Below are 19,327 nucleotides of genomic sequence, written 5' to 3'. Positions count from 1 at the left end.
AGTACGACTATTGAATGTTCTTGATCGCCTGCACCTGTGTAGTTGCGACAGGTCGTGGGTGTGTGTCCACAGGTTCTTGTCCGGTATAGGGCGAAGCGCTGCCTGACAAGGAAGTCCAGGTCTCGAAGGAGTGAGCATGCGCGGTTATCGGTTGATCCTTGTCGCCCTGTTGCTGCCGGGCGTCGTCCAGGCCCAGGGCATGCGTTATCCCTGGGAGGAGTACGACAAGCTGATCCAGCGCAAGACCGATATGACCGCGCTGGAAAGCGGTCTGCTCGGCGACAGCGTGGACATGTATAGCGGCAGCGTCGGTTTCTCGGCCACGGATCTGTCGCTGCCGGGAACCGGAATTCCGATCGACGTGAGCCGCTCGATGACACCGAGCAATCGTGCCGATTACTACTACGACGATCTGCCCATGGCCGACTGGAACCTGGAGTTGCCGCGATTGTCCGGCGTGTTCATGGGCGCGACCGGCTGGGCAAGCGCCTGCACGACCATCAATGGCCTTGGAGCGCCCCCGACGGTCAACGTCAACGGCAACAACTACCGCCCGACTGACTATTGGCAGGGGAACCGCCTGGTCATCCCGGGTCGCGGCAGTCAGGAAATGCTCGTGGCCGAGGCCAACGCTTTGCAACGGCCCACCACTGGCGGTCCGTATCCATGGCTGACGGCGGATTTCACCTGGTTCTCCTGCACGCCGTCGCGTCAGAATGCCGTGGGGGAGGGCTTCGTGGCCCTCACACCCGACGGCATGCGCTACACCTTCGACTGGCAAGCTGGCTTCTACGAGCCCCGCGTGGCCGCAGGCAATCTCATCAACCCGGCCAACGCCAACCGCATAAGGTCCGAGCTCTATGCCACGCGCGTGGAGGACCGCTTCGGCAACTGGGTAAGCTACCGCTACAGCAATGCGGCCAACGCGCCGGTGCGGCTGGAGGCGATCACCGCCAGCGACGGCCGGCAGATCAGCTTCAGCTACAACGCCCGCGGCCATGTGCAGCAGATCAGCAACGGGTCGCAAACCTGGACCTATCGCTACACGTATCCCAACGATCTGACCGGTACGCTGGTAGGGGTGGATCTGCCCGATGGCAGCAGCTGGTCCATCGATGCATACGCGTTGTCGCACATCTACTTCCAGTACGACCGTTCCACCGGTGCCGGTGACATCATCCGCACCTGCGGCTATCCGGGGCTGTTGAACAACGAGCCAGGCGGCGTGGGCCGCTTCGTGCATCCGTCCGGCGCCGTGGGCGAGTTCACCGTGGGCTACAGCATGCGCGGCCGCAGCAACGTGCCCATGGTGTGCAATGGTTACTCGCGCCCCAACAACGATCCCAACGACGACGTAGCCAGGTATCCGCTCGCTTACGACGGCGTGGTACTGCGCACGAAGCGTTTGTCGGGCCCGGGCGTGGACACCGCCGAATGGACCTACAGCTACGGCGCAAATATCTCCTTCGCACCCGGTACGGGCCCGGTCTGCACCAGTGGCGACTGCTCGCTGCCGCGATGCCTGGACGACAGCTGTGCGGGCGTTGCCGTGACCACGATTACGGGGCCGGAAGGCAGCTGGACGCGGCATACCTACGGCAACAGCTACCGCTACAACGAAGGGAAGCTGCTCAAGGTTGAACAGGGAAGCAGCGCGCAGGCGGTGTTGCAGACCACAGTGCAACGCTATCAGTGGCCTTTGGCGGGCACGCAGTTCGCGGCGCGTCTGGGTAGCACCCAGCAGGTACGCACCGGAGGCTACACCGCCGAGTACCTTCGCCCCGGCATTCAAACAACGACCAGCCGTGATGGTGCCACGTTCAGCAGCACCGTCACCGCGTTGGATGGGATGGGACGCCCGCTCTCGACGGTCTCCAGCAGCAGCCTGGGCTTCGCCCGGACGGAAAGCCGCCAGTACCACGACAACACCGCGCGCTGGGTGCTGGGCCAGACCGCCCGCACGGTCAATGTTGAAACCGGTGCGGAGACAGCGCGTACGGTATTCGACGCCAACACCGCTTTGCCGATCGAGCAGTACGCCTTCGGCGAGCTGCAGATGCGCCTGTCCTACTACGCCGATGGTCAGGTGGAGAGCGTTACCGATGGAAAAGGCAACATCACCATCGCCTCCGACTGGCGTCGCGGCATTCCCCGGGTTGTCGGCTACGCCGATGGAAGCGCCGAATCGGCTGCCGTGGACGATCTTGGCCGGGTGACCCGGACCACCGACGAGAACGGCTTCAGTTCCACCTTCGCCTATGACGCCATGGGTCGCCTTTCCCAGCGAACCTATCCCACTGCCGACACGGTGGCATGGAACGCGATAGGCAGGCAGTTCGAACGGGTGGCCGTTGCCGAATTTGGCTTGGCGGCCGGGCATTGGCGGCTGACGGAGAGCGAGGGCAATCGCCAGCGGCGTCTCTACTTTGATGCCTTCTGGCGCCCGGTCGTGGAAGAAAGCCGGGACCTGTCCAACCCGCAGCAGACCTTGACCCAGGTGGTCAACCGGTATGACAGGTTGGGCCGCAAGACCTTCCAGTCCTACCCGTCGCGCAGCGTGACCGATTTCCGCGCAGCGTTGCCCGGCACGTTCACCAGCTATGACGCACTGGATCGGATCAGCAGCGTGGGCGTGGATTCCGAGCATGGCCGCCTGACCACCACCACCAACTATCTCAACGGGCTGCGCCGGCAGGTGATCAATCCGCGTGGCTTCGCCACGGTGGAGAGCTTCCAGGCGTGGGATGTACCCGGCTACGACCTGCCAGTGCGCATCGACGCGCCGGAGGGTGTTTCCACCCAGATCACCCGCAACGTGTTTGGCAATCCGGTCGAAATCTCCCGTTCGGGTCCGGACCGATGAGCAGGCGCAGACAAGGAGTCGTTGGCATGCACAAGCATCTTCTGAAGTACCTGCTGCTGTTCTGGGTCGTGCTGGCGTGGCCGGTGATGGCGCAAAAGTCCAACCCGTATGTTTGGGTTCAGATTGACAGTCCGTCGCAGGGCGCGGTTTACACCGCGCCGGCCACTGTCCACGTCAACCTCGTCGCCTTCACCATCGACGACGGGGTCTACGTCAGCCAACTGAGCATCACGTATGCAGGTGCAGTGGTGGCAAGCGGGTCAGGCGAGTCGCTGAGCTATGTGTTTTCCAATTTGCCGGCAGGGTCATATACCGTCTTTGCCAACGCTCGATCCAATCTAGGAGGCACACGCAGCGCCAGCGCCACCTTCACCGTGGTGCCTGCGGGGGACAAACCTCCCACCATCAGCCTCAACGCGCCTACCGGCCAGCCGTTCATCGGCCCGGCAAACATCGGCCTGAGTGCCAACGCCAGCGATCCTGACGGCCACGTCGTGCGTGTGGATTACTACGCCAATGGTGGGCACATCGGCAGCAGCACCGCAGCGCCCTTTGCCTTCACCTGGGGTGGCGCGGGCCCGGGCAGCTACCAGATCACGGGCGTGGCCACCGACAACAACGGCAAGACTGCCACCTCCGGTGCCGTCTCTGCCGTTGTGGCGCAGTCCGTGATACGGGGCTCTGTGGACGGGATGGAGCAGGGGGCGGACGGTATTTACTACCTGCGCGGGTGGGCCTGTTCCAGTGGGCGAGTGGATCCGGTCGATGTCCACATCTATGCCGGGGGTGCGGCAGGTGTGGGCCAGGTGCTCGCGCCCCTGCGTGCGGACGTCCCCAGTGAGCCGGCTCATGCAGCGGCATGCCAGTCGACCGGGACGCGCTACCAGTTCCGCTTCGCGCTGACAGACGCCATCCGCCAGGCACATGCCAACGCACTGCTGTATGTGCACGGGATCTCCCCTGCAGGCGCAGGCAACGATCTGTTGAGCAACTCAGGCGTATTCCGCATCCCGCCGCCACTACAGCTCGCCCGCCGCTACGTCTACGACGCCCAGCAACGTCTGTGCAAAGTGATCGAGCCGGAAACCGGCGCCACCGTGATGGGCTACGACGGGGCAGGCAATCTCGCCTGGAGTGCGTCGGGCCTGTCGCTGCCGAATACGCAGAGTTGCGATCGCGCGGCCGCCGAGGCCAGCGGCCGCGTCGTGCGCCGTACCTACGACGCACGCAACCGCCCCAGCACGCTCACCTTCCCGGATGGGCGCGGCAACCAGAGCTGGGCGTATACGCCCGATGGACTGCCAGCGCAGATCACCACCCAGAACGGCGACGGTACGCCGGCGGTGGTCAATACCTACGTCTACAACAAGCGCCGCTTGCTGACGGGCGAAACGCTGACCCAGCAGGGCGTGCTCGACCTGAGCCTGGGGCAGGGGTACAACAGCAATGGCCACCTTGCCGTGCAGACCTTCCCGCAAGGCCTGCAGGTAACGTATGCGCCCAATGCGCTCGGTCAACCGAGCCAGGCCGGCACTTTTGCGACCGGCGTGCAGTACTACCCCAACGGCGCAGTGAAGCAGTTCGTGTATGGCAACGGCATCGTTCACCAGATGCAGCAGAACGCCCGGCTGTTGCCGTCACGCAGTACCGATACCGGCACGTTGGATCTGCAGACCAGCTTCGATACCAACGGAAACGTCACCGCGATCAACGACCTGGTCCGGGGCAGTGGTCACAATCGCCAGATGCAGTACGACGCGCAGGACCGTCTTACGGCGGCGTACTCACCGGCCTTCGGCGGTGACGGCTGGTACCGCTTCGGTTACGACGCGCTGGACAACCTGCGGACCTGGACCCAGCCGGGCGAAGGTCAGCGCCGCTATGACTACGACGGCAGCAACCGCCTTACCGTCGTGCGCAACGCCGGCGGTGCGGCCATCATCGGCCTGGGCTACGACGTGCAGGGCAACCTGTCGATCAAGAACGGGCAGGGCTACCAGTTCGACTTCGGCAACCGGCTGCGCGTGGCAACCTCGCTGGAGCGCTACCGGTACGACGGCCACGGCCGCCGCAGTTCAGTGGTCGATGCGGGCAGCGGCAAGAACCGGCACTACCTGTACAGCCAGGGTGGTGCACTGGCATATCTATGGGATCAAGGGACGGGCGAGCGCACCCAGTACATCCAGCTGGCGGGCAGCCTGGTGGCAGCGCGCAAGGTTGCTGGCAGTGGGGCAGTCAGTGTGCGCTACCAGCACACCGATGCGCTGGGCAGTCCGGTGGCGGAGACCAATGAGCAGGCGGCGGTGGTGCTGCGGACGGCGTACACGCCGTATGGCGCGAGCATCGGTGCCGCAACAGACGGGGTGGGGTATACCGGGCACGTGATGGATGCCAGTACCGGGCTGACGTACATGCAGCAGCGGTATATGGATCCGACGGTGGGGGTGTTCTTGTCGGTGGATCCGGTAGCCGTGGACTTAAAGGCTGGCGGAAAATTCAACCGATACTCTTATGTATTAGGTAACCCATATAAATTTACCGACCCTGACGGCCGTGATGAAGAGTGGTTCTCGAACGTTGATCAAATGGGGAATCCAGGATTCGGGAATGAGCTCGGAGATGATGCCTTTCACTACAATGGGACGGCTCTTGCAACTGTGGCTTTAGGTGGCTTCACTTTGCCAGGCATCATCAGATCAATCGCGGCGCCCTTCACGAGAGCGATGGGGTCGGAGATTGGAGGTCCTACCGTTGGAGGGGTAAGAGTCGGAAATAGTCCGGCCGACACCAGGTCAGCCCTGGAGGGCGCGGGATACAAGGGTGTGAAGATATCCAACGACTCAGGGACCGAGTCGGGTACTCTTCATAATGTTCCATCCATGAAGATGGATGTGCGAGTTATGGATGGTGGGCCCAAACATGAGCCAAGAGTGTCAGTAACGCGCGAAGGTCATCCCCGTCAGCCTGTAAATCCAGAGAATGGTAGGAATTTTGGAAATATCCCAAGGGCTGAGCAGCGTACGGGTAGTCACATTTTCTATAGGAAGAAATAATAATGGGTGGATTGACTGAGGTGGCTTGGGCGGATCCGGATTCGGCAAGTGATGCGCTAAAGAAGATGTTGGCAGAAGCGCAGTTTGATTCGTTCTGGGTAAGTAGTATTGAAGTGGCGCTTAGGTTTATAAGGCGTGTGAATTCTCTGGAATCTTCAGTGTATGTGGATGTAGTCTTTTCGTGTGCCGCTAAGGTTCGCGCAGGCGATAGTTTGACTGGCATATCGGAGCAAGACTTCTTTTATGGTAGGTCGAAGTTTCTGGCGGATATATATTCTTTCATTGGGATGGATGTTGAAGGCGTCTATTTGGGTGCTGGGGGGGCGTTATTGATCTCTATCGGAAAATCAGTTGTTGAATTGCAACTCTCACAAGAAGATTTAGAGCAGGATAGCTCGGTGTGGGAAGTTAAGGTGGATGTTCGAAAACCTCATCCACTCCCGTTTCCAGCGTCTGTTGCCTGTGTGGCAACTGGCGGGGGGGAGTATGTACTCACGATCGCTAGCTAGCGGCGACAGTGATCCCGCAGCTCGATTCGGCTGGCGCCTATCGCATCATTGGCAGGGCAGCCCAGTCTGCGGGGTTCCGACTCTGATTGTCGCCGCCTTCTGCCCCACTCTATTCTGTACCGTATCCTGATTGACCGCTGCGCTGGCGGCTACAAGCATGACCAAGAGGAACAAGCCCTAAAGGATGCTGGGATAAAATGAAGGGAATAGAAGTCCCGGTAAGAGCTTTCCTTAAGCTGCTCAACGCTGGTTGGACAGATGTGAGCAGCCTTCAGGTGGGAGCAAACCAGCCCAGCCTTCTGGATGATTGGGCGCAGGCATCCTGGGAAGCGATTGTCGAGGGGACCATCCCGTTTTCGGGACAGCCGGTCAGACTTGTTGTCTATGGGAATGGCGCCGATCTGCATGGCGGAAGCAGCCGATTCTCTTTTCCGGGCGATAAGGCTACGCATCAAATAAGATGCCAACCGGTGGGGGACAACGTCGTCGACTGCTTGTCAGGTAGGTTGTTACCTTACCCAGGAGATGGACAGGGCTACGCCTTGGACAGGTTCGTATCCATGTGGGGAGCTTGGTACAAAGAGGGGCCACCGTTCGATCACGCGCTTCTTGAGAGACAGGATGGCGAGTATGTGATCGCATTGGACCAGTTGGACTGGCTACTGATTGAAGTGGCCTCCGACTGACCGGCCTGCCGCTGGGCTCGGAAGAGACGCCGTCGCGATTTGATCGCTATCTGCTCTCAAGAGAATCCGAAGGGCGTGCGGTTTCTCGGGTTACCTTGATCCGGTCTACATCCGTGCGCGTGGCAAGCATCGTCATCCGACTAGAGACGATGGTCGGGATTCGTGCCTACGTCCGGTGGATCAGAATCCAGTTTCCACCGAAGCTTGGCGAAGAGGAGGGCGGTGTCGCATGACGCGCTGGACAACCTGCGCACTTGGACCCAGCCGGGCAAAGGTCAGCGCCGCTATGACTACGACGGCAGCGACCGCCTCATCGTCGTGCGCAACGCGGGCGGTGCGGCCATCATCGGCCTGGGCTACGACGTGCGGGGCAACCTGTCGCTCAAGAACGGGCAGGGCTGCCAGTTCGACTTCGGCAACCGGCTGCGTGTGGCAACTACGCTGCAGCGCTACCGGTACGACGGCCACGGCCGCCGCAGTTCGGTGATCGATGCGGGCAGCGGCAAGAATCGGCACTACCTGTACAGCCAGGGTGGTGCACTGGCGTATTTATGGGATCAGGGGACTGGCGAGCGCGCGCAGTGGATCCAGTTGGCTGTCTGGTGGCGAGAGCCAATGAGAAGGAGGCACAGGTGCTGCGGACTGCGTATACGCTGTACGGCGCTGGCATGGGGGCCGCAAAGGCCGGAGTGGGGTATACCAGTAAGGTGTGTCAGAAATACTCTGCAGACCATGGCTGGGAGATCAGTGCGGAGATAGTGCATCGTGACGGTGGCGCATTCCATATTTCCGATATCGCTGCATCCTCATCTTCTCGCGCAGATGACTAAGGGAGTACTTTTGCAGGGATCCCGTAGCTTGGAGGAATCGATGTTCATGGAAAAGTTCGTGGGCTTGGGACTCATGCTGTTTGCAGTCGTACTGCTGGGATGTCAACAGCGAGCCGCCCCCATCGGGGAAAACCAGGATTGCGGTAGTACAGTCGAAACGCCATGTCGCGCGAGTTTTCGATCACTTGCGGCAAGTCCTTCGTCTTACGAAGGAAGGGCGGTTCGATTAGAGGGGTATCTGACGGTAGAGCGAGAGACGTTCGTTCTTTATTCGTCGAAGGAGTTGTTCGAGGCGGGGGTCCAGGAAGAGGTGGCTGTCAAGTTGCGAGGTCCCATTGAAGCTCAAGAGAGGATATTCAATCAGCATGCCTATTCCTGGGTCTCGCTGGTGGGAAAGTTCATGGCTAGGCAAACTGATGGAACAACGGAGGATCTTCTTTTGGGTGAGGTGCACGCGCCGCTGGTAGTTCGGCCCCTGCGATCTCTTGGTCCACCAGCAAAGCGCACGTTCGGAGACGTGATTCTTGACATGGAGGACCTTGGGAAATAATGGTGTTGCTGCTCCAGAGTGATGTCGCCTTGTTCTTGAGTTTTTAGTCTGAGGAGGCAGGCGGACGTCCATGGCAGCCACCGATCGGCGTCTACGCCTGCGGGAACCGCCGCCCTGGAGTAAGCTCCCGACGTGATTACCCGCAGAGGGGGGGAAGGGCCGGCGCCGGGGGATACGGCCAGGGCGGCTCCCGGGATGTCCGTCGAGTAATCACAAGGGGGCGTACGCGTATCGGCCGTGGGTCGAAGCGGCGCAGCACGGCACCACGTGAAAGGGGGAGCACATGGCGTACATCCATGCCAAGACGGCCGCTGGCCGTCAGGAAATCGAGGATCGTGCACGGCGCCTGCCGCCGGCGTTGCGGTCCATTCTGCTGATGGTCGATGGTCAGCGCGATGACACCGCGTTGACCGCGCTGCTGCCGGGCCTGCGTGCGCCGGACGATGCGCTGGCGCAGCTCTCGGCGATGGGCCTGATCGAGGTCGTCGGCGGCAGTGCCGCACCGGTCGTCGCCGCGGCGCTGACCGCCGGGCGCGAGCAGGACCCGGAGCTCTACAAGCGTCTGTACGACTGGATGAGCGAATCGGTGCGCAGGCACCTCGGTCTGAAGGGCTATTTCATGCAGTTGAAAGTCGAGCGTTGCACCGATGCCGGCAGCCTGGAGAAACTGTGGCCGGACATGGCCGCCGCGATCAGCAAGGCGAAAAGCCCGGCGCTGGCGAATCGCTGGCTGGAAGAGACGCGCGCGCTGCTGCAGGCCGATCCCGTGATCGCCTGAGCAGACGTCTGCACGGCAGTCAGCCAGCGCGCTGTTTAGAATGCGCGCTGTTCTGTTGCAGGAGAGCGGCGATGGTGGATGAGATCGAGGACGACGGCGCACCCGGGTGGGATGCCATCGATGCCGCGTTGAAGGCGGTGTATCCCACGCAGGCGCCGCAGCATTACGGCCCGGTGCTGCGCTCGCTGCTCGGTGGCGAGGATCCACTGGACGGCATCAGCGCGTACTGGAACGATGCGCCGCTGCCGCACTGGCACTTCGTCAGCTACGGCTTCTCCGAGCTGTATGAAAAGGAGAGCGATGATCCGGCCACCAGTGGCTACGGCTTCGAGCTGAGCTTCCGGGTTGCCGCGGCGGCGGGCAGCGAGCCGCCGGCGTGGGCGATGAACTTCCTGCAGAACCTGGCGCGCTACGTGTTCGCCAACGGCAAGGTGTTCCAGCAGGGCCACTACCTCAACGCAGGCGGGCCGATCGCCGCCGACACCGATACGCTGCTGCGGCACATCGCCTTCATGCGCGACCCGCAGCTGCCGCCGCGCGAGACGCCCAACGGGTCGCTGGAGTTCCTGCAGGTGATCGGGCTGACCGATGACGAGATGGATGCGGTGAAGCGCTGGTCGACCACCGGCGTACTCGAGGCGCTGCTGCCGAAGATGCCGCTGTGGATCACCGACATCGCGCGTGGCTCGCTGCTGGACGACGCCGTCCTCGCTGCCGCGGTGGCAGAGGGCGCGGCACGCGAAGGCTCGCAGACGGCCTATCTGTTCCTGGAAAAGCTGGGCGGGTCGGTGCAGGGCGAGGGTGCCGACCAGCAGTTGACCATGACGCTGGGCGCGCGCCAGGTGGAATCGCTGCTCGCGCTGCTGCCGGCGCGGTTGCTGTTCGGGCAGCCGTTGACGCTGGTCAGCAACGATAGTCAGATCACGCTGTCGCCGGCCGCGGTCAATGCGCTGGTGGTCGACGACGACGCGCTGGACTGCCAGCTGGCACCGGCCACGGTACAGGCGCTGGTCGCCACGGTCATGCCACGCCGCGGGACCTATGCGATCCCGGGCTGGCCGGCGCTGCAGGTGGTGGTGGAGCCGAGCGAACTGCGCGATGCCGAGGGCAATGTCGTGCGTACGATCGGGTAGAGCCACGCCATGCGTGGCTCCTTTTTCGACGGGACCGCGCGTTCCGGCCGGACCGCCTGCAGCCACCCATGGGGTGGCTCTACAGGAGGCCTTCCGCCTTCAGTGCCGCCTGCACGCCGGTATCGGCTTCCATGCGCTGCTTGAAGGCGGCGAGGTTGTCCAGGCCGCTCAGGTCGATCTTCGCGCCCGCGGCCCAGCGCAGGGTGATGTAGAAGTACGGATCGGCGAAGCTGCGGAAGCCGGCCAGCCACGGGCGGTCGGCCAACTGCTTGTCGGCGCGTTCGAACAAGCCGCGCAGGCGCTTGCGGGCGGTGGCGCGGAGCGCGTCGTACTGGCTGTCGTCTTCGATGAAGGTGCCCGGTCCGAACAGCGGCTTGAACGCCGGGTGCAGGTCGGAGTTGACGAAGGACAGCCAACGGGTGGCTTCGGCGCGTTGCTTGGGGCTGCCGTCACCGGTCAGGCCGGCCTGCGGGTAGGTATCGGCGATGTAGCCCAGGATGGCCGCGTTCTGGGTCAGTACGAAATCGCCATCGACCACCACCGGCACCGAGCCGGCCGGATTGAGGGCCAGGAACGGCGGCGCCTTCAGGGTGTCCTTGTCGAGCAGTTCCACCTCGAACGGCTGGCCGGTCCACTGCAGGGCGATGTGATCGGCGGTGGAGCAGGCTCCGGGCTTGCTGTACAGCTTCATGGGAACTCCGTTGCGGATGGGTGGAAGGTGAGCCGCCCACTATTCCAGAGCCGGCCCCGCATCCTCAACGGTATGGCCGTAACAGATCGTTACGACGCGCGTGGCTTGAGTTTCTGCACGCGGTAGAAGGTGTGATCGCCGATCGTGGCCACCTGGTAGGCATTGCGCCAGCTCGGGTTGGCGATCGCCAGGGCCGCGAAGTGGCTGGCGCCGGGCACGATCTCCTTGCGCTCACCGGCCGGCAGGGCCCAGTTGCGTTCGGCGTCGAAGGCGACGGTCATCGCTTCCTGCCAGGCATCGGCGTTGCCGAGCTGGGTGCCGGGCGCGACGATGGTCGGGGCGAACTGCTTGCGGGCGGTCACCACCTTGCACATCGAGTCGCCCCAGAGGCCGCTGTCCAGGCGGCGCAGGGCCACTTCCGCGACGGCTTGCTGGCCGCGCAGGGTCTGGTCACGCGCTTCGAGGTAGACGGTCGTGCTCAGGCACAACGAATCGGCGGCAGGCTGCGGCAACAACTGTGACAGCCAGAGAATCCAGGCCAGTTTCATAAATCTCCTTGCTCCGTGTGGGCCGCACCTGGCTGTTCCATCCGATCGTGCGGACGGGGCGTGGGTACGACTTGGCGTCATGGGGAGGCGGCCATCGGGGCCGCCCGGGGGCGGACCCGAAAGAAGACGTGGGGTCCGCGCGCTCACTCGAACTGGGTGGTGAGCGGGAAAGTTGGCGCACGATAGGGGGGGATTTCCCAATACATCCTGAACCCGAAAGCTTGACATTCAGGTTCGGATGTAGGGCTGAATCGGCGGTTCAGCCCCGTATTCAGGTCCGTTTGGACCCGGATCAGAGGGCAGCGGCGACCCGGCTGCCCTGATCGATCGCGCGCTTGGCGTCGAGTTCGGCGGCGACATCCGCACCGCCGATCAGCTGTGCCTGGATGCCGGCTGCCTGCAGCGCGGCGTGCAGATCACGGCGTGGTTCCTGCCCCGCGCAGACCACCACATGGCTCACCGGCAGCAGCTGTTCCTCGCCGTCCACGCGGATGCGCAGGCCGGCGTCGTCCACGCCCAGGTACTCAACGCCACCGAGCATGCTCACGCCCTTGGCCTTGAGCGTGGCGCGGTGGATCCAGCCGGTGGTCTTGCCCAGGCGGGCGCCGGGTTTGCCCGGGCTGCGCTGCAGCAGCCAGACCTTGCGCGCGGGGGCTTCAGGTGCCGGTTTGGCGAGCGCGCCGCGGCCCTCGAACGTCGGGTCCACGCCCCACTCGGCCATCCAGCGCGCCGGGTCCAGCGCGGAGGAGGGCCCCTCGTGGACCAGGAACTCGCCGACATCGAAGCCGATGCCGCCGGCGCCGATGATCGCGACCTGCTCGCCCACCTGGACCCTGCCGAGCAGCACATCCAGGTAGGTGACCACCTTGGGATGGTCGGCCCCGGGGAAATCGACCCGGCGCGGGGTGATGCCGGTGGCGATGACTACCTCGTCGAAACCGGCCAACGCGGCCACGTCGGCCACCGTATCCAGCCTCACCTCGACGCCGGTCTCGCCCAGCTTGTGGCGGAAATAGCGCAGCGTCTCGTGGAATTCTTCCTTGCCCGGGATGCGCTTGGCGACGTTGAACTGCCCGCCGATCTCGCTGCCGGCATCGAACAGCGTCACCGCGTGGCCACGCTCGGCAGCCACGGTCGCGCAGGCCAGCCCGGCCGGACCGGCGCCGACCACGGCGATGCGGCGCGGGGCAGCGGTCGGGCGGTAGACCAGCTCGGTCTCGTGCACCGCGCGCGGGTTGACCAGGCAGCTGGCCGTCTTGTTCTCGAACACGTGGTCCAGGCAGGCCTGGTTGCACGCGATGCAGGTGTTGATCGCCTCGGGGCGGCCGGCGCGCGACTTGTTGGCCCACTGCGGGTCGGCCAGCAGCGGTCGCGCCAGCGAGACCATGTCGGCACCGCCCGCGGCGAGGATGCGCTCGGCAACGTCGGGCATGTTGATGCGGTTGGTCGCGATCACCGGCACGCGGACATGCGGCTTGAGCTTGGCGGTGACCCCGGCAAAGGCGCCGCGCGGGACCGAGGTGGCGATGGTCGGGATGCGCGCCTCGTGCCAGCCGATGCCGGAGTTGATCAGGGTCGCGCCCGCCGCTTCGATGGCCTGCGCCTGCTGCACGATCTCGGCCCAGTTGCTGCCGTCGGGTACGAGGTCCACCAGCGAAAGCCGGTAGATGATGATGAAGTCCGGCCCACAGGCCTCGCGGATGCGGCGCACGATCTCCACCGCGAAGCGCATGCGCTGTGCCGCGTCGCCGCCCCAGCGGTCGGTGCGCTGGTTGGTGCGCGGCGCGATGAACTCATTGATCAGATAGCCTTCCGAGCCCATCACCTCGACGCCGTCGTAGCCGGCTTCGCGGGCCAGCCGCGCGCTGCGTGCGTAATCGGCGATGTGGCGGTCCACGCCGCGCGCGGACAGCGCCCGCGGGGTGAACGGGTTGATCGGCGCCTTCAGCTTGGAAGGTGCCACGGAGAGGGGGTGGTAGGCGTAGCGGCCGGCATGCAGCAGCTGCAGGCAGATCTTGCTGCCGTTGTCGTGCACGGCCCGGGTGACCTGGCGATGCGGTCGCACCTCCCAGGGCCAGGACAGCTTGCCGCCGAACGGCTTGAGCCAGCCGACCACGTTGGGCGCGAAGCCGCCGGTGACGATCAGGCCGACGCCGCCGGCGGCCCGCTCGGCGAAATACGCCGCCAGCCGCGGGAAATCGCGCGCGCGGTCTTCCAGGCCGGTGTGCATGGACCCCATCAGGACCCGGTTGCGCAGCTGCGTGAAGCCCAGATCGAGCGGGGCGAACAGATGCGGATAAGCGGTGGATTCGGCGGCTGGCGACATGTGGATACGCTTGCGTACGGAGGCCCGCAGGGTGCCGCGAATGCCTCTGAAGAGCAAGCGCAGGCGCCCCGGCCGGTGCCGATCGCCGGTCCGGCACCGGCGCTGTTACGGCGCGACGGCGGCCGGGGCGGGCTTGCGGATGCCGAACAGCGGCAGGGTGACCCCGCACAGCGGGCCGATCAGCAGGGCGAAGGCGAGGGTGCCCACGCCGACGTTGCCGCCCAGCCACCAGCCGATCAGCAGCACGGTGCCTTCGATCGCGCTGCGCACGATCCAGATCGGCCAGCCGGTGCGGGCATGCAGGCCGGTCATCAGGCCGTCGCGGGGGCCGGGGCCGAAGCGCGCGCCGATGTACAGGCCGGTGGCGAGCGCGACCAGCAGCAGGCCGCAGACGAATATCGGGATCTGCCAGGCCAGGCCATGCACCTCCGGCAGCAGCCACAGCCCGAACTGCGCGCTGGGGCCGATCAGCATTACGTTGAGTACCGTGCCCAGGCCGGGCTTCTGCCGGATCGGCCACCACAGCAGCAGCACCAGCGCGCCGATCACATTGGTGGCCACGCCGAAGGACAGCGGCGTCTGCAGCGCGATGCCCTGGGAAAGCACATCCCAAGGCGCCACCCCGATCGCCGCGCGGATCATCACCGCTGCGCCGAAGCCGTACAGGAACAGACCGAGCAGGAGTTGCAGCAGGCGCAGGGGCAGGGACGTGGGCATGGCGGATTCACCGGAAGGGCCACTGACTGTAGGCGGCACCGGGCGCCGCCGACAGATACAGATGCAGGCGAATGCGCGCTGACACGTTGCCGCGCGTCTACGCCCAGCCGGACAGCACCAGCTTGCCGATCACGCCGCCACCTTCCAGCTGGCGATGCGCTTCGCGCAGGTTTGCGGCGTTGATCGTGCCCAGGTGCGTGTGCGCGGTCGTGCGCAGCTCGCCGGCGTCGATCAGGCTGGCCGCACGGCTGAGGATGCGGTGCTGCTCGATCATGTCCCCGGTCTGGAAGCGCGCGCGCGCGAACATGAATTCCCAATGGATGCCGATGCACTTGGCTTTGTAGGGGTCGCCGATGCGCAGCGGCCCGCGTGGCTCGACGATCAGGCCGACATGTCCCTGCGGTGCCAGCAGCTCGCCCAGGGTCTCCCAGTAGTGATCGGTATCGGCAAGGTTGAGCGCGACCTGCACCTGCGCGATGCCCAGTGCCTGCAACTGGGCAGCCAGTGGCTGGCGATGATCGATCACGTGGTCGGCGCCCATCTGCAGGCACCACGCGCGGGTTTCCTCGCGCGAGGCGGTGGCGATCACGGTGAAGCCGGCATGCCGTGCCAGCTGGATGGCGATCGAACCGACACCGCCGGCGCCGCCGATGATCAGCAGGTGCTGGCCACGATGGCGGCTGTCTTCAAAGTGCAGCGGCATGCGCTGGAACAGCAGTTCCCATGCGGTCAACGTGGTCAACGGCAACGCCGCGGCCTCGGCGAAATCCAGCGTGGTGGGTTTGCGTCCAACCAGGCGCTCGTCCACCCAGTGATACTGCGCATTGCAACCGGAGCGGGTGACGTCGCCGGCGTAATACACCTCGTCGCCCGCAGCGAAGGCGGTGACGTCAGGACCGACGGCTTCAACGACGCCGGCCGCGTCATAGCCCAGCACGCGCGGCGGATCCTCCTGCTGCGCGCGCGGCGCGCGCTGTTTGGTGTCCACGGGATTGACCGAAACAGCGTGTACCCGCACCAGCAGGTCACGTCCCTGCGGACTGCCAGGCGGGGCGATGCTGAGGTCCTGCAGCGCGGCGGGGTCTTCAATCGGAAGATACTGGGTCAATCCCACGGCTTTCATGTCGGCTCCGTCATCGGGGGGAATGATCTTCATCATACGGATCACGCCGTCGCTGTTTCTGCGCTGAATCAAGGCGCACCGGTGATTTGAACCCTCACGTGAAAAATGTGTCGCGACACCGCCTGAATTTCGCAAAACCCTTGTCATTGCTGGGTCTTGCGGAATTTCATAAACCTGTATAGGGTGCCACCAGCTGGACCCGGTAGAGGTCTGGCGGTCGTCTTCACATGTTACGGGACTGTTAACATCACCTTCACTCGCCTGAGCATAATGTTCGCGGCGGTGGCGTGCTGAATCGGCAGTCTGAAAACGACGCAGTAGTGCTGGCCCATGCCTCTACCGGTTTCATACCCCCGAAATAGGAGCTGTACTCAATGAACAAGAAGATCCTTACTGCCGCGCTGCTGGGCGGTCTGGCTTTCGCCCAGGCTGCATCGGCGCAGGATTTTGACGACCGCTGGTACCTGACCGGTTCGGCCGGCTTCAACTTCCAGGATAGCGACCGTCTGACCAACGACGCTCCGTTCGTTACCCTGGGCCTCGGTAAGTTCATCAGCCCCAACTGGTCGCTGGACGGCGAGCTGAACTACCAGAACCCGAACTTCGATGCCAACCAGGATCTGAACTGGAGCCAGTACGGCGCGTCCGTCGATCTGCGTCGCCACTTCATCCAGGAAGGCCGCGGCTGGAACCCGTACCTGCTGTTCGGCCTGGGTTACCAGAAGTCGGAAGAAGAGTACGCAGCGCTGGACACCAACGGTCCGCGTGAGCGCAAGGACGGCAACTTCGCCGCCAAGCTCGGCGTCGGTCTGCAGACCACCTTCGAAAAGCGCGTCGCCGTGCGTGCCGAAGTGGCCTACCGCGCTGACTTCGACGACCAGAGCGTTGCTGCTCCGAGCGAAGACTGGTTCGGCGACGTGCTGGCTTCGGTCGGTGTCGTGATCCCGCTGGGCCCGGCCCCGGTCGCTGCCGTGCCGGCTCCGGCTCCGGTTGCGCCGAGCTGCGCCGATCTGGATGACGACGGTGACGGCGTCAACAACTGCGACGACAAGTGCCCGAACTCGCAGCCGGGTCAGACCATCGGTCCGGACGGTTGCCCGGTCCCGGTGTCGATCGATCTGAAGGGCGTGAACTTCGACTTCGATAAGTCGAACCTGCGTCCGGACGCGGTTGCGATCCTGAGCGAAGCTTCGGAAATCCTGAAGCGTTACCCGGATCTGCGCGTTGAAGTCGCCGGTCACACCGATTCCAAGGGTTCCGACGCTTACAACCAGAAGCTGTCCGAGCGTCGTGCCACCTCGGTGTACAACTACCTGACCCAGAACGGCGTTGACGCTTCGCGTCTGGTCGGTCCGATCGGTTACGGCGAGAGCCGCCCGATTGCGCCGAACACCAACCCGGATGGTTCGGATAACCCGGAAGGCCGCGCCAAGAACCGTCGTACCGAGCTGAACGTCCAGAACTAATCCTTCTGGCGGTACAGTCTCACCAAGCAGGGCCCGGCATTGCCGGGCCCTGTTTTTTTGTGTGTCCGGGGCGGTTGGATCCCGGAAATCGACAATAAATCCAACAAGTTGCCGTATTCATTGAAGGTGGCGCTTGAAAGACGTTGTGGCGCTGTTAAACTCGCCGCGTCGACCCCTTCCTGGATGCATCCCATGCAGCGTTTTGCACTGGCCGCCGCGCTTGGCCTGGCCCTGGTTCCCGCCGCCCACGCTGCCGTGGACTGTTCGGCACCTGCCAGCGCATCGCCGCTGCCGCTGCCGGCCACCGCGATCGCACCGGTTGCCGAAGAGCTGTACATCCGCAACGTCCAGCTGGGCATGCCCGCCGGCGTGCTGACCTCCAGCTTCGACCGGGAACAGTCGCTGGATCGCGTGCTGCAGCGCCTGCGCATCGACGGCTGCCAGAACATCGCCAAGGCAATTCCGAGCGCACCGGTGATCAATCCGAACGATCCGGCGGCCTACAAGCCGCAGACCGAGTTCGACAACACGCCGTGGCGCTTCGACATGAGCCAGAACGGCAAGCGCATGACCGCTGAAGAATTCGACGCGTGGATGAAGGCGCGTGGCGTGCGCGTGGTCAAGGCACGCCCGGCACCGGCTGCCGTGCCGGCCGCTGCCGCCGAAGCACCGGCTGAGACCAAGCCGGCGGACAAGAAGTAAGCCGCCCGGGCGGAGCACGATGACGACACGCCGGCCACCCGCCGCGACCGCGTCCCGACCACGCCGCCCCGAGCGGCGTGCGAGCCCCGCAACAGGTACCCGCAGCACCGCCGCCAAGGCGACTCCAACCACACCGCGCCATGGCCTGGCGCGTGTGCTCTCCAAGGCCGGGCTGTGCTCGCGCACCGAAGCCGCGCGCTGGATCGCCGACGGCCGGGTCACGGTCGACGGTCGTGTCATCAACAATCCCGAATTTCCGATCATCGACGGTCGCCATCACGTGCGCGTCGATGGTCAGCCGCTGGATGCGCCCAAGCGCGTGCACCTGATGCTCAACAAGCCGCGCGGCCTGGTCACCACCGCGCAGGATGAGCGCGGCCGCGACACCGTGTACCGCTGCTTCGATGCTGCCGGCCTGCCGTGGATCGCGCCGGTCGGGCGCCTGGACAAGGCCAGCGAAGGGCTGCTGCTCTTCAGCAACGATCCGCAGTGGGCCGCGCGCCTGACCGATCCGGCCACCGGCCCGGACAAGACCTATCACGTCCAGATTGACGCCATCCCCGATGCCGCGCAGCTGCAGGCGTTGTGCGCGGGCATCGAGGACGAGGGCGAGCTGCTGCGCGCGCACCGCGCCACGCTGCTGCGCAGCGGCGACAAGACCGCCTGGCTGGAAGTGGTGCTGGAGGAAGGCCGCAACCGGCATATCCGCCGCCTGCTGGCCGCGTTCGACATCAACGTGCTGCGCCTGGTGCGCGTGGCGATCGGCCAGCTGCCGCTGGGCGAGCTGGGCAAGGGCGCCTGGCGCGAGCTCAGCCAGCACGATCTGGATCTGCTGTACGCCGTGGCCGACAGCGCCGCGGCCACACCGTGACCTCGTGGCCTGCCGGCATGTGGCAGGCCAATCGACCCGGGCAATGGATGGCCTTCGAAGGGATGTTCCGTTCAACACCGGGAGTAAGACCATGCACATCCGTAGCCTCACCCGTTCCCTGTTCCGCGGCGCCGGCCTGTTGTTGCCGGCCGCGCTGCTGACCGCCTGTGGCGGCCACAAACAGATCGCCAAGCAGGATCCGCCGGTGACCGACAAGGTGGTGGAGATCAAGATTCCCGAACTGGACGGCCGCGGCAGCTACCGCTTCATGATGAGCGATGGCGACAAGCGCATGAGCGCCGACGAGTTCGACGCCTGGATGAAGGCCAACGGCATCCGCGTGGCCAAGGGCAACGGCCAGGATGGTCCGGTCACCGCGCCGGTGGTGGTGGCCAGCAAGGAATCGGCCAAGGACAAGAAGAAAAAGAAGAAATAAAAAACGCCGGGCATGGCCCGGCGTTTCGGGGGGACGGCGCGCCAG

General features: G+C 64.5%; 17 protein-coding genes. 12 read left to right on the top strand and 5 right to left on the bottom strand.

Translation table 11 applies throughout. The features are described 5' to 3' along the window. Positions 1-136 precede the first annotated feature (136 nt). From ABE473_RS05250 to ABE473_RS05215, 8 genes are all read left to right on the top strand, one after another. Positions 137-2,863 (top strand): RHS repeat domain-containing protein, encoded by a 2,727-nt coding sequence (locus ABE473_RS05250; RefSeq protein ID WP_346488746.1) that lies wholly within the window; start codon positions 137-139, stop codon positions 2,861-2,863. A 26-nt stretch (positions 2,864-2,889) separates the two neighbouring features. Further along, on the top strand, positions 2,890-5,916 hold the full coding sequence (locus tag ABE473_RS05245; RefSeq protein WP_346488745.1) for an RHS repeat-associated core domain-containing protein: 3,027 nt from the start codon (positions 2,890-2,892) through the stop codon (positions 5,914-5,916). A gap of 2 nt (positions 5,917-5,918) precedes the next feature. Then, on the top strand, positions 5,919-6,425 hold the full coding sequence (locus ABE473_RS05240) for a hypothetical protein (RefSeq protein ID WP_346488744.1): 507 nt from the start codon (positions 5,919-5,921) through the stop codon (positions 6,423-6,425). A 197-nt stretch (positions 6,426-6,622) separates the two neighbouring features. After that, entirely contained in the window at positions 6,623-7,111 is a 489-nt protein-coding gene (locus ABE473_RS05235; RefSeq protein ID WP_346488743.1) for a hypothetical protein, read from the top strand. A gap of 222 nt (positions 7,112-7,333) precedes the next feature. Next, positions 7,334-7,870, top strand: a complete 537-nt coding sequence (locus ABE473_RS05230) for an RHS repeat domain-containing protein (RefSeq protein WP_346488742.1) — start codon at positions 7,334-7,336, stop codon at positions 7,868-7,870. A 117-nt stretch (positions 7,871-7,987) separates the two neighbouring features. After that, complete coding sequence (locus ABE473_RS05225; protein WP_346488741.1) at positions 7,988-8,491, top strand: hypothetical protein; 504 nt, start codon at positions 7,988-7,990, stop codon at positions 8,489-8,491. A gap of 283 nt (positions 8,492-8,774) precedes the next feature. Further along, the gene (locus ABE473_RS05220) at positions 8,775-9,269 is read left to right on the top strand and encodes a hypothetical protein (RefSeq protein WP_346488740.1); all 495 of its coding nucleotides are present in this window, start codon (positions 8,775-8,777) and stop codon (positions 9,267-9,269) included. A gap of 71 nt (positions 9,270-9,340) precedes the next feature. Next, positions 9,341-10,402: a suppressor of fused domain protein gene (locus tag ABE473_RS05215; RefSeq protein ID WP_346488739.1), complete on the top strand. Its 1,062-nt coding sequence runs from the start codon at positions 9,341-9,343 to the stop codon at positions 10,400-10,402. A 79-nt stretch (positions 10,403-10,481) separates the two neighbouring features. On the opposite strand, the gene ABE473_RS05210 is transcribed toward ABE473_RS05215, so the two are convergent. From ABE473_RS05210 to ABE473_RS05190, 5 genes are all read right to left on the bottom strand, one after another. After that, the gene (locus ABE473_RS05210) at positions 10,482-11,093 is read right to left on the bottom strand and encodes a glutathione S-transferase N-terminal domain-containing protein (protein ID WP_346488738.1); all 612 of its coding nucleotides are present in this window, start codon (positions 11,091-11,093) and stop codon (positions 10,482-10,484) included. A gap of 89 nt (positions 11,094-11,182) precedes the next feature. Continuing rightward, positions 11,183-11,641: a cell wall hydrolase gene (locus ABE473_RS05205; protein ID WP_346488737.1), complete on the bottom strand. Its 459-nt coding sequence runs from the start codon at positions 11,639-11,641 to the stop codon at positions 11,183-11,185. A gap of 292 nt (positions 11,642-11,933) precedes the next feature. Beyond that, positions 11,934-13,967 carry an NADPH-dependent 2,4-dienoyl-CoA reductase gene (locus tag ABE473_RS05200; RefSeq protein WP_346488736.1) on the bottom strand — a complete coding sequence of 678 codons (2,034 nt, stop codon included), beginning with the start codon at positions 13,965-13,967 and terminating at the stop codon, positions 11,934-11,936. A 105-nt stretch (positions 13,968-14,072) separates the two neighbouring features. Further along, a complete protein-coding gene (locus ABE473_RS05195; RefSeq protein WP_346488735.1) occupies positions 14,073-14,684 on the bottom strand; it encodes a hypothetical protein in 612 nt (203 codons plus the stop codon). 97 nt (positions 14,685-14,781) lie between these two features. Continuing rightward, positions 14,782-15,807 carry a zinc-binding alcohol dehydrogenase family protein gene (locus ABE473_RS05190; protein WP_346488767.1) on the bottom strand — a complete coding sequence of 342 codons (1,026 nt, stop codon included), beginning with the start codon at positions 15,805-15,807 and terminating at the stop codon, positions 14,782-14,784. 374 nt (positions 15,808-16,181) lie between these two features. On the opposite strand from ABE473_RS05190, the gene ABE473_RS05185 reads away from it, so the two are divergent. The 4 genes from ABE473_RS05185 (at position 16,182) to ABE473_RS05170 (ending at position 19,282) form a co-directional block, all read left to right on the top strand. Next, positions 16,182-17,273: an OmpA family protein gene (locus tag ABE473_RS05185; RefSeq protein ID WP_179460865.1), complete on the top strand. Its 1,092-nt coding sequence runs from the start codon at positions 16,182-16,184 to the stop codon at positions 17,271-17,273. A 192-nt stretch (positions 17,274-17,465) separates the two neighbouring features. Then, a complete protein-coding gene (locus ABE473_RS05180; RefSeq protein WP_179460866.1) occupies positions 17,466-17,975 on the top strand; it encodes a hypothetical protein in 510 nt (169 codons plus the stop codon). Between the two features lie 19 nt (positions 17,976-17,994). Beyond that, positions 17,995-18,846: a pseudouridine synthase gene (locus ABE473_RS05175; RefSeq protein ID WP_346488734.1), complete on the top strand. Its 852-nt coding sequence runs from the start codon at positions 17,995-17,997 to the stop codon at positions 18,844-18,846. A gap of 91 nt (positions 18,847-18,937) precedes the next feature. Then, on the top strand, positions 18,938-19,282 hold the full coding sequence (locus tag ABE473_RS05170) for a hypothetical protein (RefSeq protein ID WP_346488733.1): 345 nt from the start codon (positions 18,938-18,940) through the stop codon (positions 19,280-19,282). Positions 19,283-19,327: the final 45 nt, after the last annotated feature.

The sequence above is a fragment of the Stenotrophomonas sp. TWI700 genome (assembly GCF_039673645.1).
Lineage (GTDB): Bacteria > Pseudomonadota > Gammaproteobacteria > Xanthomonadales > Xanthomonadaceae > Stenotrophomonas > Stenotrophomonas maltophilia_AA.
Note: the sequence above shows the minus strand (reverse complement) of the source record. Positions and strands in the feature narration are given on the sequence as shown.

Coding starts and splice junctions, on each gene's coding strand:
- ABE473_RS05250 (WP_346488746.1), top strand. CDS start 137: ATGCGCGGTTATCGGTTGATCCTTGTCGCCCTGTTGCTGCCGGGCGTC.
- ABE473_RS05245 (WP_346488745.1), top strand. CDS start 2,890: ATGCACAAGCATCTTCTGAAGTACCTGCTGCTGTTCTGGGTCGTGCTG.
- ABE473_RS05240 (WP_346488744.1), top strand. CDS start 5,919: ATGGGTGGATTGACTGAGGTGGCTTGGGCGGATCCGGATTCGGCAAGT.
- ABE473_RS05235 (WP_346488743.1), top strand. CDS start 6,623: ATGAAGGGAATAGAAGTCCCGGTAAGAGCTTTCCTTAAGCTGCTCAAC.
- ABE473_RS05225 (WP_346488741.1), top strand. CDS start 7,988: ATGGAAAAGTTCGTGGGCTTGGGACTCATGCTGTTTGCAGTCGTACTG.
- ABE473_RS05220 (WP_346488740.1), top strand. CDS start 8,775: ATGGCGTACATCCATGCCAAGACGGCCGCTGGCCGTCAGGAAATCGAG.
- ABE473_RS05215 (WP_346488739.1), top strand. CDS start 9,341: ATGGTGGATGAGATCGAGGACGACGGCGCACCCGGGTGGGATGCCATC.
- ABE473_RS05210 (WP_346488738.1), bottom strand. CDS start 11,093: ATGAAGCTGTACAGCAAGCCCGGAGCCTGCTCCACCGCCGATCACATC.
- ABE473_RS05205 (WP_346488737.1), bottom strand. CDS start 11,641: ATGAAACTGGCCTGGATTCTCTGGCTGTCACAGTTGTTGCCGCAGCCT.
- ABE473_RS05200 (WP_346488736.1), bottom strand. CDS start 13,967: ATGTCGCCAGCCGCCGAATCCACCGCTTATCCGCATCTGTTCGCCCCG.
- ABE473_RS05195 (WP_346488735.1), bottom strand. CDS start 14,684: ATGCCCACGTCCCTGCCCCTGCGCCTGCTGCAACTCCTGCTCGGTCTG.
- ABE473_RS05190 (WP_346488767.1), bottom strand. CDS start 15,807: ATGAAAGCCGTGGGATTGACCCAGTATCTTCCGATTGAAGACCCCGCC.
- ABE473_RS05185 (WP_179460865.1), top strand. CDS start 16,182: ATGAACAAGAAGATCCTTACTGCCGCGCTGCTGGGCGGTCTGGCTTTC.
- ABE473_RS05180 (WP_179460866.1), top strand. CDS start 17,466: ATGCAGCGTTTTGCACTGGCCGCCGCGCTTGGCCTGGCCCTGGTTCCC.
- ABE473_RS05175 (WP_346488734.1), top strand. CDS start 17,995: ATGACGACACGCCGGCCACCCGCCGCGACCGCGTCCCGACCACGCCGC.
- ABE473_RS05170 (WP_346488733.1), top strand. CDS start 18,938: ATGCACATCCGTAGCCTCACCCGTTCCCTGTTCCGCGGCGCCGGCCTG.